This is a genomic window from Pseudoxanthomonas sp. G3, from assembly GCF_057654715.1.
The window spans coordinates 655,358-669,808 of sequence record NZ_CM172805.1 but is presented as its reverse complement, the minus strand read 5'-3'; the positions used below and the strand labels follow the sequence as shown (position 1 = coordinate 669,808).

9 protein-coding genes are annotated in these 14,451 nt (G+C 67.6%); all 9 read right to left on the bottom strand.

Going from position 1 to position 14,451, the window contains the following annotated elements; genetic code table 11:
• Nucleotides 1-22 precede the first annotated feature (22 nt).
• The 9 genes from AC23D6_RS03000 to AC23D6_RS02960 all read right to left on the bottom strand — a co-directional run bounded on the left by AC23D6_RS03000 (nucleotide 23) and on the right by AC23D6_RS02960 (nucleotide 14,216).
• Nucleotides 23-1,870 carry a glycoside hydrolase family 127 protein gene (locus tag AC23D6_RS03000; protein WP_487751358.1) on the bottom strand — a complete coding sequence of 616 codons (1,848 nt, stop codon included), beginning with the start codon at nucleotides 1,868-1,870 and terminating at the stop codon, nucleotides 23-25.
• Entirely contained in the window at nucleotides 1,867-4,047 is a 2,181-nt protein-coding gene (locus AC23D6_RS02995) for a formylglycine-generating enzyme family protein (protein WP_487751357.1), read from the bottom strand. The genes AC23D6_RS03000 and AC23D6_RS02995 overlap by 4 nt, the downstream gene beginning before the upstream one ends.
• 20 nt (nucleotides 4,048-4,067) lie before the next feature.
• Nucleotides 4,068-5,012 (bottom strand): ribokinase, encoded by a 945-nt coding sequence (locus AC23D6_RS02990; RefSeq protein WP_487751356.1) that lies wholly within the window; start codon nucleotides 5,010-5,012, stop codon nucleotides 4,068-4,070.
• Nucleotides 5,009-6,223, bottom strand: a complete 1,215-nt coding sequence (locus AC23D6_RS02985) for a serine hydrolase domain-containing protein (protein ID WP_487751355.1) — start codon at nucleotides 6,221-6,223, stop codon at nucleotides 5,009-5,011. Before AC23D6_RS02985 ends, AC23D6_RS02990 begins: the two co-directional genes overlap by 4 nt.
• An 89-nt stretch (nucleotides 6,224-6,312) precedes the next feature.
• Entirely contained in the window at nucleotides 6,313-8,604 is a 2,292-nt protein-coding gene (locus AC23D6_RS02980) for a TonB-dependent receptor (protein WP_487751354.1), read from the bottom strand.
• A gap of 231 nt (nucleotides 8,605-8,835) precedes the next feature.
• On the bottom strand, nucleotides 8,836-9,711 hold the full coding sequence (locus tag AC23D6_RS02975; RefSeq protein WP_487751353.1) for a LysR family transcriptional regulator: 876 nt from the start codon (nucleotides 9,709-9,711) through the stop codon (nucleotides 8,836-8,838).
• A gap of 72 nt (nucleotides 9,712-9,783) precedes the next feature.
• Nucleotides 9,784-12,186, bottom strand: a complete 2,403-nt coding sequence (locus AC23D6_RS02970; protein ID WP_487751352.1) for a sodium:solute symporter family transporter — start codon at nucleotides 12,184-12,186, stop codon at nucleotides 9,784-9,786.
• A gap of 20 nt (nucleotides 12,187-12,206) precedes the next feature.
• Nucleotides 12,207-13,064 (bottom strand): HpcH/HpaI aldolase/citrate lyase family protein, encoded by an 858-nt coding sequence (locus AC23D6_RS02965; protein WP_487751351.1) that lies wholly within the window; start codon nucleotides 13,062-13,064, stop codon nucleotides 12,207-12,209.
• Between the two features lie 135 nt (nucleotides 13,065-13,199).
• A complete protein-coding gene (locus AC23D6_RS02960; RefSeq protein ID WP_487751350.1) occupies nucleotides 13,200-14,216 on the bottom strand; it encodes a sugar kinase in 1,017 nt (338 codons plus the stop codon).
• Nucleotides 14,217-14,451 lie beyond the last annotated feature (235 nt).

Below are 14,451 nucleotides of genomic sequence, written 5' to 3'. Positions count from 1 at the left end.
ATTCTTGCGAGCGCGCGGGCGGTCATGGCGGCGGCAATGACAGCCAGGTCAGCCGCCACGCCCCGTCGCGCCGGCCGCCGGCGCGGTAATACGGCCAGAACAGCAGCGGTGACGACCGGCTCGCAGGCTGCAACGAGATGGCCGCGCCCTCTTCGCCATCGGTGACCGGCAGCACCTGCAGCCAGTCGTCCTGCGGGCCGTCGGGCAGACGGATGGTCTCCTCCGTCTTGAAACCATCGATCAGGTCGGTGGCGTAGGCCAGCGGGCCGCGCGTAAGCCCGACGTAATGCAGGTCCAGCACCTGCTGGTGGACCGCCGAGCCGTCCGGCGCGCGCGACTCCTGCACGTTGCGCAGCACCTGCCGGTGCAGGACCGGCCGTAGAGGGAACGCCAGCTGGACGTGGTCGTCGCGGCGCCACAGGCGTCGCAGGCTGAGGAAGGTGCCCGGCACCACCGCCGCATCGACCGGTTCGCCATTGACCGACACCGTGGCCCCTTCCGCCCAGGACGGGATGCGCAGGCGCAGCTCGAAGGTGGCTTCATGTTCGGGGCGCACGTCCAGCGACACCTCGCCGTCGAACGGATAGCTGGTCTGCTGGCGAAGCACGAGGGCGCCAGCCAGCGGGTGCGCCAAGCGCGCCTCGCCGGGACCGTAAAGCTGCACGCGCACGGTGTCGCCGTCCACGGCATAGGCCAGCGCCGGCAATTCCTCCACCGCCATCGCGCCGCTGGACTTGCAGCAGCGCCAGTAGGTGGTGTGCACGCGCTTCCCGTTGGGAAAGGAGTAGTAACACCAATCCTCGCCGTCCGGCGCCTGCGCACCGAGCAGGTCGTTGTAGGCGGTGCGTTCGATCTCCTCGGCGAAGCGCGCTTCGCCGGTGAGCTGCAGCAGCTCGCGGTTGAACTGGATCCACGACAGCAGCGAACAGGTTTCCACGTAGCCGTTCGGACTGAAACTGCCACGCGCGTTGAACACCTCGCGCGAGCGGTGCGCCACGCCGCCCCACGGACCACCGCCCAGGGTCAGGTGATGATCGCGGATGTTCTGCCAGATGCGCTCCAGCGCATCGCGCAGGCCGGCATCGTCGGTGACGCGGCAGAGCTTCACCAGCGCGACCAGGTTCCACAGCAGCTGGTAGGCCTTGCCGGTGGCGATCTCGGAGGCATCGGCGCCGGCCTCCAGCGCGGGCAGCAAGCGCAGCGCGGGATGCGCATTGGCCTGTTCGAGCACGCGTTGCGCGAGCGCGAGGAAACGCGGCGCCGCCGTTTCCGCATGCAGTTCCAATGCCGCGTCCATCAGCACCGTGGCCGACATGCCGTGATGGTTGCCGAGCGTGGTGATGTCGATGCCCGACGCCAGCGCCTGTGCGCACAGGTCGGCGATGCGTTCGGCCGCCTGCGTGTAGCGCGGATCCTGGAGCGCGCGCGCGGTTTCGACCAGGCCGAGGATCAGGTAGGCGTGCACCCAGATATCCCAGGTACGCAGCGCCGGCGCGCCGTCCCAGCTCGGTGGCTTCGGCGGCTGCGGATGGATGAAGCGGCGTTCTTCCGCGTACGTGCCGAGGTAGCCGTCGGCTTCCTGCACGGAGAGCAGGTAGTCGGCGACCTTGCGCAGGTGTTCGCCCAGCGTGGTGTCGCCGCTGCGCACGAAGGCACGCGCCGCGGCCGACAGCCATTTGCCGGCGTGCTCGCCGTACCAGTCGCCCTCGGTGTTGCGCGCACGATGCTCCGGCGAGAACAGCACGATGGCCGGACTGTCCGGTGCCGTGATGAAGTGCGACAGGCGGCCGCGCAGGTTGGCGTCGAGAGCGGCGCCGAGCACACCGCCAAGCACGACGGATGACGACGCAGTGGAGGCCGTCGTCGTCATGCGGCATCCACCACGCAGCGGAACCCGATGCGCCCGGAGCGGTCCTTGCCCGGCGCCATCAGCAGCAACTTGCCGTGCTGGTCCAGGCGCTTGGCCTGCGGGAAATACCAGTGCGAGGTACGCGGCTCGTAGTCGCTGCCGCCGCGCACGATGGCGGCGCGCGTGTGCTCATCGTGGAACTCGTCCGTCCACTGCCACACGTGGCCCACCAGATCCATCACACCGAACGGACTTGCACCGGCGGGATACGCGCCCACGTCGGCCGGCGGCGGCAACGTGCGTCCACGGAATACCGGCGGGGCCGCGTCATCGCGCCAGGCATCGCCCCACGGATACAGCCGGCCATCGGTGCCCTGCGCCGCGTACTGCCATTCCCAGCCGTGCGGCAGGCGCTTGCCCGCCCATGCCGCGTAGGCGCGCGCGTCCTCCAACGACACCCAGGTGACGGGCTTGTGCTCCCACCCCGCCTGCGGCGCGCCGTTGCGCCAGTCGCGCAGGAAATGCTGCGCATCCTGCGGGGCGTACGACGTCGCGTCGATGAAGGCCTTGAACTGCGCGTTCGTCACCGGGTGGCGGTCGACGTGGAAGGCGGCGACCTGCATGCGATGGCGATGGTGGCGGCGCGCCGTGGGTTCCCAGGGGTACTGCACGTCCACGCCTTCCCACACCTGCCCTTCGATCTCGATGCCCTGCACGGCGAACAGGAACTCGCCAGCAGGAATCGTCACCATGCCCTCGGGCGCCGTTGCCTGGGGCGCCGTCGGAGCGATCGCCTGCAGGGTCTGCGGCAATGCCGTCCACCGCGACGACAGCGAGGCCAGCGGCGTGGCGGCTTCGTTCTTCATCTGCGTGAGGAAGTCATCCAAACCGTCCTCTTGCGTGCCGTCGCGCAGCGTCAGCAGCGCGCCGAAACCACGACCTTCCAGCGCGGTCTCCAGGATCGCCTGGCCGTCGATGATGCGTGGTTGCAGCGGAGTACCGTTCCACAGATCGAAGTAGTGCGTACCTTCCACATGCGGCACGGCGAGCTGTTCGCCGGCGATCGCGTATTCATGGCGGTTGACCAGGGTCCACAGTGTGCGGCCTTCGCCCGGGAAGCGGCTGGCGAAGATGCCGGCCTGCAGCGTGCGCTCGTACGGGCGCCAGTCCAGGCTGACGAACAGCGAAGGAAACCGGCGGTAGATCGCGGCGATCCGGCGTAGCGACGCGGCGTCGCGCGGGGTCAGCTGGTTCCACAGGCCCCAGACGTTCTCCCACGCGTTGTAGCCCACGCCGTTGAAGAAGATGTACTGCAGGTCGTGGTTGCGGTCGCGGCCCCAGCGGTTCTCGTAGTTGATCATGTGGCGCGGTTCCAGCCACTTGAACTTCGCCACCGGCGGCACGACCTCGTTCGGCGCCTTCTTGCCCCAGCTCTGCACGTTCCAGATCAGGTGCTCCTCGGCGCTGATCGTGGATTCAGGCTGCACCACCACCGGATGGCCCAGCGCATCACAGGCATCGAAAAAGGCGCGCGGCACACCGTTGTAGGTGTCGCCATTGATGCCATCGGCACCGACCGCCTTGACGATCTTCGCGATGGCCTGCCAGTCCGGTTCGCCTTCATCACGCGTGCCGTTGTCCCACGGCATGGTGGTGAGGAAGACGCGCACGCCGCGGCGGTGGAAATCGCCAACGGCGCCGCGCAGGGCCTCCAATCCGCCCGGCAGGCTGCGCGCCAGGTCGAACTGGTTGCGGTCGTCCACGCCGATGTTGGGGTACACGCACCACAGCAGCACGCTGTCCAGGCCGCCGTAACGCGCTTCCAGGTCATCGAGATAGCGATCGACCGTATAGCGCCCGGCGACGGGATCGTAGAGGTAGCGGTCTTCGACCATCACCTGCGCATGCACGAAGTTGCGCTGGGCCCACTGCAGTTCCGGCCGGCGGTAGTTGGCATCGTCGTAGCCGATGCGGGTCAGGTGCTCGCGGCGCCAATCCTTCAGCTCGGCGACCCAGTCGTCGGCCGAGGCGTTGGCATCGATCTTCCATTGGCCGATGTCGGCGAACGGCCAGCCCGGCGCCTTGCCCGGCGTGGGGAGGTAGCGCTGGGTGGTGACGTGGGAAAACTTGTACTCGGTCTTCACCACGTGCGGCGCGTCGTCGGCATCGGGGGCATCGGGCGGGATAGGGGTATTCATGGGGGCGTCTTGAATCGGGATCAGGAAAGGCCGCAGTACGCCGCCAGGGCGTCCTGCTGCGAAGCGGCGCCAGCTTGGCCGGCGAGCCAGGCCTCCACGTCGGCACGTGCCGGGATGCTTGCCTGCGCACCCAGTCGGGTACAGGCCAGCGCCGAGGCCGCGCTGGCGAAGCGTAGCGCGTCCGCCAACCCGGCATGCTCAGCCAACCGCGCCGCGAGCGCACCGCAGAACGTGTCGCCGGCTGCGGTGGTGTCGACCGCATCGATCGGAAAGGCCGGTTGCAGGAAGATCTCGCCGCCACGGCGCGCGAAACACCCGCGTGCGCCGAGGGTGACGACGATGCAGGGCACCGCGAGCCGGGCCGCCTGCGCGGCGACCGCGCCCTCGCCGGCCAGCGTCGCCAGTTCGCCCTCGTTGACGACCAGCACGTCGACGTTGTCCAGCAGGCCCGCCGGCAGCGGCGTCGCCGGTGCGGCGTTCAGCACGACGCGTACGCCGGCCTCGCGGGCGAGCTGCGCGTAATGCGCCACGCTGTCCAGCGGCGTCTCTAGTTGCAGCAGCAGGTGGCTGATGCCGCGCAAGGACGGCAGGTGATGCGGGCGAAGGCCGGTGTTGGCGCCTGGCGCCACGGTGATCGCGTTTTCCGCATCGTCAGACAGGCAGATGAAGGCGGTGCCGCTGGCGGTCCCGGGCACGCGCACGATGTGCATCGCCACGCCGGCCTCGACCAGGGCGGCTTCGAGCACGCCGGCGTAGGGATCGTCACCGAGTGCAAGCAGCATGCGCGTCGCCACACCCCCGGCGCGCGCAATGGCCACCGCCTGGTTGGCGCCCTTTCCGCCGGGGAAGGTGGCGAAGTCACGACCGAGCACGGTCTCGCCGGGCGCCGGCACGTGGTGCGCCCGCACGACGAAGTCCAGGTTCGCCGACCCCGCGACCAGCACACCGCCGTGATGCCGACTCATGGCGACACCGCCGAATAGACCGCGCGATAGAACGGCGTGGCGAGCTTCGGCAGTGCCGGCGCGTCGTCCGACGGCAGGTGTTGCGACAACAGCAGGATCACCAAGCCGCGCTCGCGGTCGATGGTGAAATACGTGGACGCTGCGCCGGACCAACCGAACTGGCCGCGCGATCCGGGACGCTCAGCAACGGCCGGATCGATGACGACGTAGCCGCCCAGGCCGAAGCCCTCGCCCGGTTCGGGCGGCGGCACGGCCGGATCGAAGCGGCCCAACTGATCGGACATCATCATCGCCACGGTGTCATCGCGCAGCAGGCGCACGCCATCCAGCGCACCACCTTCGGCCAGCATCTGCGCGAAGCGCAGGTAATCGGCCGCGGTGGAATACAGACCACCGGCGCCACTGGTGTACGCACGCAGTCGGACGCCTGGCTCGCGTGCGGAGGATGTATCGGCCAGCACGCGCCGACCGTCCGCATCGCGCGTGGTGAGCGCCATGATGCGACCGCGCTGTGCGGCAGGCACATCGAATCCGGTATCGCGCATCCGTAACGGCTGCAAGATGCGCGAGCGCAGGAAGACATCGAAGGGTTGCCCGCTCGCCACTTCGATCACGCGGGCGAGGATTTCGGTGTTGACGCCGTCGTAGCGGAAGCGCGTGCCGGGTTCCATCGCCAGCGGCGCGCGTGCGACGCGGTCCGCATAGCCGGCCAGGTCCGCGTCATCCTCCGGTGCCTGCGCCTGCAGTAGGGCCGTCGCGACGCGGATGTCGTCGCCGCCGGTGGCGAACCCGGCCGTGTGCGTCAGCAGATGCCGCACCGTCAGGGGGCGCTGCACCGGGACCAACACAGGCGCCTCGACGCTGCCGCCGACGACACGCTGCAGGCCGGCGAACGCCGGCAGGTAGGTGGCGACGGGGGCATCCAGTTGCAACCTGCCCTCTTCCACCAGCATCAGCGCCGCCACAGACGTGATCGGCTTGGTCATCGAATAGATGCGGAAGATGGTGTCTTCCCGCAAGGGTTGCTGCGCCTGCAGGTCGGCGTGACCGTAGGCACCGCGGTAGACCACGGTGCCTTGGTCGGCGACCAGGGCGATGGCGCCCAGGTAGCCGGTCTCGCCGACGGCCTGCGTCAGCACGGCGTCCATCGGTGCACGCGGGAGCGCTGCCGGTGGCGGCGTGGCGGTCGCGCAGGCAGCAAGCGAGAGCATCAGGACCATCCAGAGCCCGCGCCGCCCTGGAGAGGGGGCGGCGCGGGAGGACGCAGCGTGGGGGAGTGCCGGCATCCGCGGATCGTGGATCAGAACGTGTACTCGTAGGTGAAGGAGTACATGCGGCCGCGGCCGGCCCAGTAGTTGCGGAAGCCGGGCACCTGCGACCAGGTCAGGATGTACTGCTTGTTCGCCAGGTTCTCGACACCGAGCGAGAAGCGGCCCCACTTCTCGACGCGGTAGTTCATGCCCAGGTCGAACAGCGTGTAGCCAGTGGTGTGTTCCTCGTAGGAGAAGGAGGCATTGTCGAACTCGCGTACGTCGCTGCCGCTCAGGTCGCGCGAGAGCAGCGTGGTCGAGCCGAGGGTGACGTCGCCCGCTTCATTGAACTTCCAACGCACCGACAGGCCGATCTTGTCGGGGTTGATGTCCAACGCACCCATTGGCTTGTTCAAGCCGCCCGCGTCCCAACGGCCTGCCGGATCTTCGGTCCAGAACGCCGTCTTGCCGCGGATCCGCGAGTACAAGCCGCTGATCTTCCAGTCCTCGTTGATGTTCCAGTCGCCGGAGAACTCGAAGCCCTTGATCCGGGTCGGCGCGCGGAACAGCACATAGTCGTTGGTGGCCGGATCGATCGCGAACGAGGTGCCGTAGTCGGAACGGGAGTCGTAGTACGAGGCGCTGAAGGAAGTACGGTCGCCCCGCCAGTTGACGCCGACCTCGCGATTGTCGACGACCACGGCGGACAGTTCGCGGAAGGTGGAATCGACCGAGACCGGCGGATCGCCCGGGCAGCCATCGGGCTTGGTGTCGTTGGGATCGTTCGGGCACGAGATGTTGCGTAGCGGGATGCCCACGTTGGGCAGGCCGAAGCCCTCGCCGTAGGCCGCGAACACGGACCACTGGTCGGTGATGCGCCAGATCGCGCCGAAATTGACCAGATTCTCCTTGTAGGAGAGCTTGCCTCCTTCGACGAATCGACGATCCCGGAACCACGTGGTGGTGTAATCGTCCACGCTCAGCTCGCCATCCTCGCGACGGATGCCGCCGCTCAAGGTCACCGGACCGATATCCCAGCTCAGCTGGGCATACGGCGCGATGCTTTCGTACTCCATCGGCGGCACCCACACGCGGTTGGTCAGCGCGAGGCGCTGGTCGGCCTTGTCGCGCACCCAATCCACGCCGGTGCGCAACTCGAGACCGGGGACCCCGAACAGTTCGCCACGTACCCACGACGGACGGAAACCCACCTTGTCGGAATTGATTTCCGACTGATCCCAGATCAGGCCGTCCGGTCCGTTGGGCGGGATGAGCGGGTCCTGGCGGTCGCTGCCGTTCTCCGGCGGATAGCGCATGGCCTGGTCGGCCCAGTAGGCGTTGAGGTTGAGCGTGCCGCCCAGGAAATCGCCGTCGGTGTATTGCAGGTTGACCTGCTTGAAATCGTTGAACTCCGCCTTGCTGCCGAAGATCTGGCCGCGCTCGGACGTGTTCGGGCGCGGATTCGGACAGTCTTCCGGGTCGTAGCGGCAGCCGTCGACCTGGATGTAGTCGCCATTGCCTTCGATCTTGAAATGGCTGTAGCTCAGCTGCAGGCGCTTTCCCAGGTCCTCGCCGAAGTTGAAGCCGCCCTTGACGAAGATGTTGCGCGCCACGGAGTCGTTGACCGAACCGCTGGTGTTCATGCCCAGACGCACGCCATCGGCGTCGTAACCCATGCCGCGATCGATTTGCGCCACGCCTGCGACCAGGTCGTAGTTGTCCTGCTTGTAGGCGTAGTTGAGGCCGAGCTTCCAACCCGCGCTATCGTCCTTGAACTGGGTGGAGTAGCGCGACAGGAAGCGGAACTCGCTGCCCTCCTTGGTCGGCACGGCGGAGATGTAGTTGATGATGCCGCCCGAGGCGCCGATACCTTCGGACGCGGACGGGCCGTTGATGACTTCGACGCGGCCCACGATGCCCATGTCGGTGAACGTCGCGTTGCGGCTGCCGTCGCGAAGCGGCGAACCCTGCGGCACACCGTCGAACAGACGCAGCGCCACGCGGCCGCGCAGCGTCTCGCCGCTATTGCTCATGGCCTGCGACGCTTCCGCATAGCCCGGCACGGTGCGCGCCAGCACGGCGGTGGCGTCTTCGGTGACCAGCAGCGTGTGGGCGATCTCTTCTTTCGTGACCAGCGACACCGCGCCGGGGATCTTGTCCACGGCCTTGGGCGCGCGCACGCCGGTCACGATCACCTGATCCAGGTCGACGGCGTCCTTGGCCTTGGCTTCTTCGGTCGCCGCGTCCTGCGGCGGCAGCGGCGTGTTCTGTTGGGCCTTGACGCTGGCGCTGACGGCGGCGGCGAGTAGGAAAACGCCGAACGCGGCGGGTACCTGTTTCATGGTCTGTTCTCGAAATGCGAAGTGGGCGGCGGCGCGATGCGCCTGCCGCATGGCAAGGGTGTGTGCGAGAAAGGCCGCGCCTGCGGCCGGCGTGCCCAGCGTTCCTCCCAGACGCTCGAACCCGACGATGCGGCAAGCGTAGGAGGACCCGTGTCACGAAAGAATCGCCCGTGGATATGTTCACAGGCTAGTTTTTGTAGCGTGCACTGCAACATGACGCGCGTGGCGCGGTCAGCCCTGCCCCGCGGTGGCGCGGCTCTCCTGCAGCAGCACGGTCACTAGGCGGATGCGCACCGTGGAGCGCGACCACACCATGCCGATTCGGCGCGGCTCACTGGGCATCGGCAGCGGAATACGCACCAGGTTCAGGCCTTCCGGCCACGGTTTCGCCCAGTCCGGCACCAATGACACGCCGAGGCCGCGATCGACCATCACCGCGATGGCGTTGAGCCCATTCAGTTCGAAACGCTCGTGCGGCACGATGCCGGCGCTGCGCAGGTAATCGTCCGCCACGCGCCCGCCCCACTGGTTGCGGTCGTAGCGGATCAGCGGCTCGGTGCGCAGCAGTTCGTGCGGATCGCGACCGGCCATGCGGGCCGGTGCGATCATCACCAGCGGCTCCTCGCGCAACAGCTGCCAGTCGCAGGTCTTGGGCAGGTTGTAAGGCGCCTGCAGCACCAACGCCGCGTCCAGTTCGCCATTCTCTACGGCGCGGTAGAGCTCGGCCGAGTAGCCGGGACGGATATAGACGTTGATCTGCGGGAACGCATCCACCATCCGCGCCAGGATGTCCGGCAGCATCCCGGCCAGCGCCGTGGGACAGGCGCCCAGGCGCAGTTCACCGGAAACTTCGCTGTCGTTGGCGACGCTGCGCATGTCGGCGACGTCGCGCAGCAGGTCGCGGGCGCGCTGCAGGATGCGCGAGCCCTCTTCGGTCAGGCTGACGGTGCGGCCGGCGCGTGCGATCAGCGGCGCACCCAGTTCGCGTTCCAGCGTGCGGATCTGCTGGGCCACCGCCGCCGGGGTGATGTTGAGCACGCGCGCCGCCGCGGCCATCGAACCGCGGTCGGCGACCACCACGAAGGTATTCAGGAACTGGGTGTCCACGCGCCTCCCCCTGCTGCCCTCAGGCTACACGAGGCGCGCGCCGGCGACGACGGGACCTATGGCCCATGCGCGTCAATCGGTGTCGGCCACGGCGTCCTGGCGATGGATCGTCAGGCCCTTCAGTGAGCGTGACGGCGCCGGGAAGCATAGGCTGGCCAGGTAACCCACCACCACGCAGACCAGGATGGAGATGGCCAGGTAGAAGTACGGATGGACCAGGTCGAACCACCAGGCCACGAAGGTGAGTACGATCGCGCTGACGATGCCGATCGCCACGCCCTGCGAGTTCGCCCGGCGTGTGAACATGCCCAGCGTGTACGCGCCGGCGAAACCCCCACCGAGCAGGCCAGCCAGTTCGATTGAGACGTCGAACAGCGAGCCGATGTCGAAGCGCGACAGCACCAGCGCGGCGCCGATGCCGACCAGTCCCACCACCACCGTCATGATCTCGGCGAAGAACACACCTTTCTTCTGCGACTTATCCTTAGCGAAGCGTTCGTAGAAGTCGACGGTGATCAGCGTGGCCACCGAGTTCATGATGCCGGACAAGGTCGCCATCGCCGCAGCGAAGATGCCGGCGATGATCAGGCCGGTCACGCCCATCGGCAGTTCCGCGGCGATGAACAGCGGGAACGTCGCATCGACGGGAAGCAGTGGATTCATCCGCTCCGGATTGTTCTTGTAGTAGACGAACAGCGCCGTGCCGATGCCGTAGAACACGAAGCCGCCCGGGATCATGATGGCGGCGAAGGCCCAGACCGAGCGGCCGGCCTCCTTGTCCGACTTGGTCGACAACACGCGCTGCATCAGCACCTGATCCTTCGGGAAGGTCAGCACGACCTCGAACAGCACCAGGAAGATGAAGCCCCAGACCGTCGCCTTGGTCAGGTCGAAGCTGAAATCGAACAGCTTGGTCTTGTCTTCGGCCATGGCGATCTGGGTGAACTCGCCGAAGCCGCCCTTCAACGTCCAGACGATGAAGAGGATCGCGAAGATCGCGCCGCCCATTTTCACGATGACCTGGACGACGTCCGTCCAGATGACCGCCTTCATGCCGCCCATCGCCGTGTAGATGATGGTGAAGCCGCCCATCAGCCACACGCTCCAGACCACATCGATGCCGGTGATCGTCGAGATGGCCAGCGCCGGCAGGAACAGGATGACGCTCATCCGGCTACCGATCTGCATGAGGATCGCCAGGGCGCTGGCCAGCATGCGGATGCTTGGATGGAAGCGCGTCTCCAGGTAGGAGAACGTCGACATCAGGTTGAGCCGACGCAACAGCGGCACGATCCAGATCGCCACGAACATCAGGCCGAGCACGGCGATCAGGTTGTTGGTCAGGTACTGCCAGTTGGTCTCGAAAGCCTTCGCTGGGATCGCGATGAAGCTGATCGAACTGGTGTTGACCGCATAGAGGCTAAGTCCCGCTGCCCAGAACGGGATCGTGCGGCTGCCGACGAAGAAGTTCTCGGTGGAGTTGCGCTTCTCGCGCAGGTAGAAGTACAGGCCGATGCCGATCATCGCGGCCAGGTAGACCACGATCACCAGCCAGTCGAGCCAGGTCAGCAGATGCTTGCCGGACTGCAGCTGCAAGGTCGTGAGCGCACCCTCTTCCCCGCCCATCACCAGGCCGTCGCCCCAGGGCGTGACGCTCTGGATGCCGGACGGCGGCGCCGCGGGCAAACTCGCCCACGCCTTGGTGATCGTATGGAAGGTTTCCAGGCGTGGCGCCGCGCCGTCCGACGCCAGGAGGTACAGCAGGTGCGCCTGGCCGAGCGCGCGCGCGGCCTGCGGTACCAGCCGGCCCGGCAGCGACGGCATCTGCGTCCAGCCCGTTTCCCGATGCCAGCGCCAGAGTGCATCGCCGTCGGCGCCCGGCACGGTGGCGAACAGATCGCCCCGCTGTGCGAGCAGGCTGCTGACGCCACCCGCGGGCCACGTGGCGAGCGCGGTCCATCCGCCGGCGGGCGTAGCGAGCGTCAGTTGATACAAGCGTGGCGCACCGCTTTCATCCAAGCCACTGACGTAAAGGCGGCCGTCGGCTTCGGCCAGCGACACGCCCTTCAGTGCCGTCGGCCAGGCGGGAAGCGGATGCAGGCTGAGGCGGTCACGTTCGAGCGTTGCGCCGGAAGCACTCGTATAGGTCTGGCCGTTGTCTGCGCTTACCAGCAGATAAAGCACACCCTTCGCGGCACTGGCCCAGGTCGCAGGAGCGGCGATGTCGTCAGCCAGCGATACCGGCTGCCAGGCCTTGCTGCCTGCAGGCAGCTGCCACGCACGTCCTTCATGCAGCGCGACCAGCGCGGTTCCCACCGCGTGCACGTCACTCGCCACCCCGGAGGGCGGCGCAGGCAACGCTTCCTGCTTCACCGTGGCCAGGCTCTCCGCGTGAGCCGGTACGACCGACGCCGCCACGACCAGCAAGGACCATGCGAACGCGTGCCGGACCACGCGCTGGATGCGGGCGGTCAAGGACCGCGTTGCCGGTTGACTCATGGGGTCCCCTTTTCCCGATCCACGAACGCCAGCACGGCGCGCGCGCGCGCCAGGAAAGGCGCGTCCACCATGCGGCCATCCACGGCGAAGGCACCCTCGCCGGCTTCGGCTGCCTTCTGCACGGTCCGACGGGCCGCTTCGATGTCCTCTTCAGACGGTGCGAACACCGCGTTCGCCCACGCGACCTGGCGCGGATGCACGCAACTCTTGCCCGCAAAGCCCAACGCCCGAGCCGAATCAGCCTCAGCCTTGAAACCGGCCTCGTCTTCCAGGCCGGGGAATGCCGCATCGTAGGCGAACGCACCGGCTTCCGCCGCGGCCATGCGCAGCGCGTACTGCGCGGCGTGCACGTTGCGCAGGTCGGTGCGGCGGATGCCATGCGGTTCGAACAGATCGCCCAGCCCCAGCTGCAGGCCGCGTACGCGCGGATGGGCGTTCGCGATCTTCGCGGCGTGCCGCAGCGCGCGCGGCGTCTCGATGTTGACCAGCAAGCCGACGGCGCGGCGCACGCCGAGGCGAGCCTCGATCGCATCGATCTCGCTCACGGCCTGGCGAAGCTGGTCCGCGGATTCGATCTTCGGCAGGTTGAGCAGGTCGATGTCGAGTGGCAGGATCGCACGCAGGTCGTCTTCCCAGGCCGAGGTGTTCCACGCATTCACGCGCACGACGACCTGCTTGCCCACGGCACGATGCGGCGCGCTGCGCAGGAACGCGGCCACCTCCGCCCGCGCGGACGCCTTGTCGTCGCCGGCGACGGCGTCTTCGAGGTCGAAGGACAGCAGATCGGCATCGCCGGCAAGCGCCTTGGCGAACATCGCGGGACGGCTGCCGGGCACGAACAGTTTGCTACGCATGGACGGCGCTCATCATGGCGCGCAGTCTGCGGGAATCGCGCCACGGGCAAAGCCCGCGGCGGCATCTTCAAACGATAGTTTTTCCTGCGTCCGGGAATGTCGCAACGCAACATTCCCTGTGGGTCGCGTGCACGGTCAGCGCTTCACGTCCAGGCTGTTGTCGCTGAGGAACGCATGCACGTCGGCCGCGCCGACCAGGTTGAAGTCGCCCGGCAGCGAATGCTTGAGGCAGGCGGCGGCGACGCCGAAGTGCAGCGCGTCGGCGACCGGCATGCCGGTCAATCCGCCATGCAGCACACCCGCGGCGAAGGCGTCACCGGTGCCGATCCGGTCCACGATCGGCGAGACCTCATGCGCGGGCGTGGTGTGCAGGGCGCCGTCGCGCAGCGCGGTGATGCCCGACAGCACATGGTGGTCCACGCTGCGCTGGACGCGCACGGTCGCCGCCATCTGCCGCAGATGCGGGAAGGCCTGGAACGCGGCGGCCGCGCCGGCGGCGAAGCGCTCCTGTGGCGTCGCCTGCGGGAAGTCCAGGCCCAGCACTACCTGTAGGTCGCGATGGCTGGCGAACAGGATGTCGGCCTCCGCCATCAGGCCGCGTAGGAGGCGCGGCGCATCGCCGCCCCAGGCCTCCCACAGCTTCGGGCGGAAGTTGCCATCAAAGGACACCTTCACCCCGGCGGCGCGCGCGGCTTTCACGGCCGTCAGCACACCGTCCGCGGCTCGCTGGCCGAGCGCCGGCGTGACGCCGGAAACATGCAGCCACTGCGCACCCGTCAGCAACACGGGCCAGTCGTGCTCACCGCCGCCCGCGCGGGCAAAGGCGGAGTCGGCGCGGTCGTAGAGCACTTCGCTCGGTCGCTGGATCGCGCCCGGCGTCAGGAAGTAGAGCCCCATGCGCCCGGAATGCGACTGCACCGCCGCGACATCGACGCGATGACGACGCAGTTCGCCGAGGGTGGCCTCACCCAGGACGTTGTCCGCGACCACGCCCACCATGCGGGCGTCATGGCCGAAGCGCGCGAGCGATACCGCCACGTTCGCTTCCGCCCCGCCGACATGCACGTCCAGCGTCGGCGACTGCAGCAACACCTGCCTGCCGGGCGCGCCAAGGCGCAGCAGCAGCTCTCCGAAACACACGATCTTCGCCATTGCGGTACTCCTCCCGTTGCGGTGTTGCGTCGATGCGCGCACGCCGTGCTGCATTGTCCCGAGGACAAGATAATCCGGCCCTGTCGGCAGTTGTTGTTGCAGCGCACACTCTGTTAGCGTTGTTTTTGACCAGCGGTGTCATTTTATCAGCTGGCACGATCTGGAAGGGAATAAACAGCGTTTTTTTGCTACCAAAACAGTCGCACACGCGGCCATGGTCCCTTGAGGAGGGGAG

Bases quoted from the DNA above. Each gene is read 5' to 3' on its own strand.
- AC23D6_RS03000 (WP_487751358.1), bottom strand. From the start codon at position 1,870: ATGACGACGACGGCCTCCACTGCGTCGTCATCCGTCGTGCTTGGCGGT.
- AC23D6_RS02995 (WP_487751357.1), bottom strand. From the start codon at position 4,047: ATGAATACCCCTATCCCGCCCGATGCCCCCGATGCCGACGACGCGCCG.
- AC23D6_RS02990 (WP_487751356.1), bottom strand. From the start codon at position 5,012: ATGAGTCGGCATCACGGCGGTGTGCTGGTCGCGGGGTCGGCGAACCTG.
- AC23D6_RS02985 (WP_487751355.1), bottom strand. From the start codon at position 6,223: ATGCTCTCGCTTGCTGCCTGCGCGACCGCCACGCCGCCACCGGCAGCG.
- AC23D6_RS02980 (WP_487751354.1), bottom strand. From the start codon at position 8,604: ATGAAACAGGTACCCGCCGCGTTCGGCGTTTTCCTACTCGCCGCCGCC.
- AC23D6_RS02965 (WP_487751351.1), bottom strand. From the start codon at position 13,064: ATGCGTAGCAAACTGTTCGTGCCCGGCAGCCGTCCCGCGATGTTCGCC.
- AC23D6_RS02960 (WP_487751350.1), bottom strand. From the start codon at position 14,216: ATGGCGAAGATCGTGTGTTTCGGAGAGCTGCTGCTGCGCCTTGGCGCG.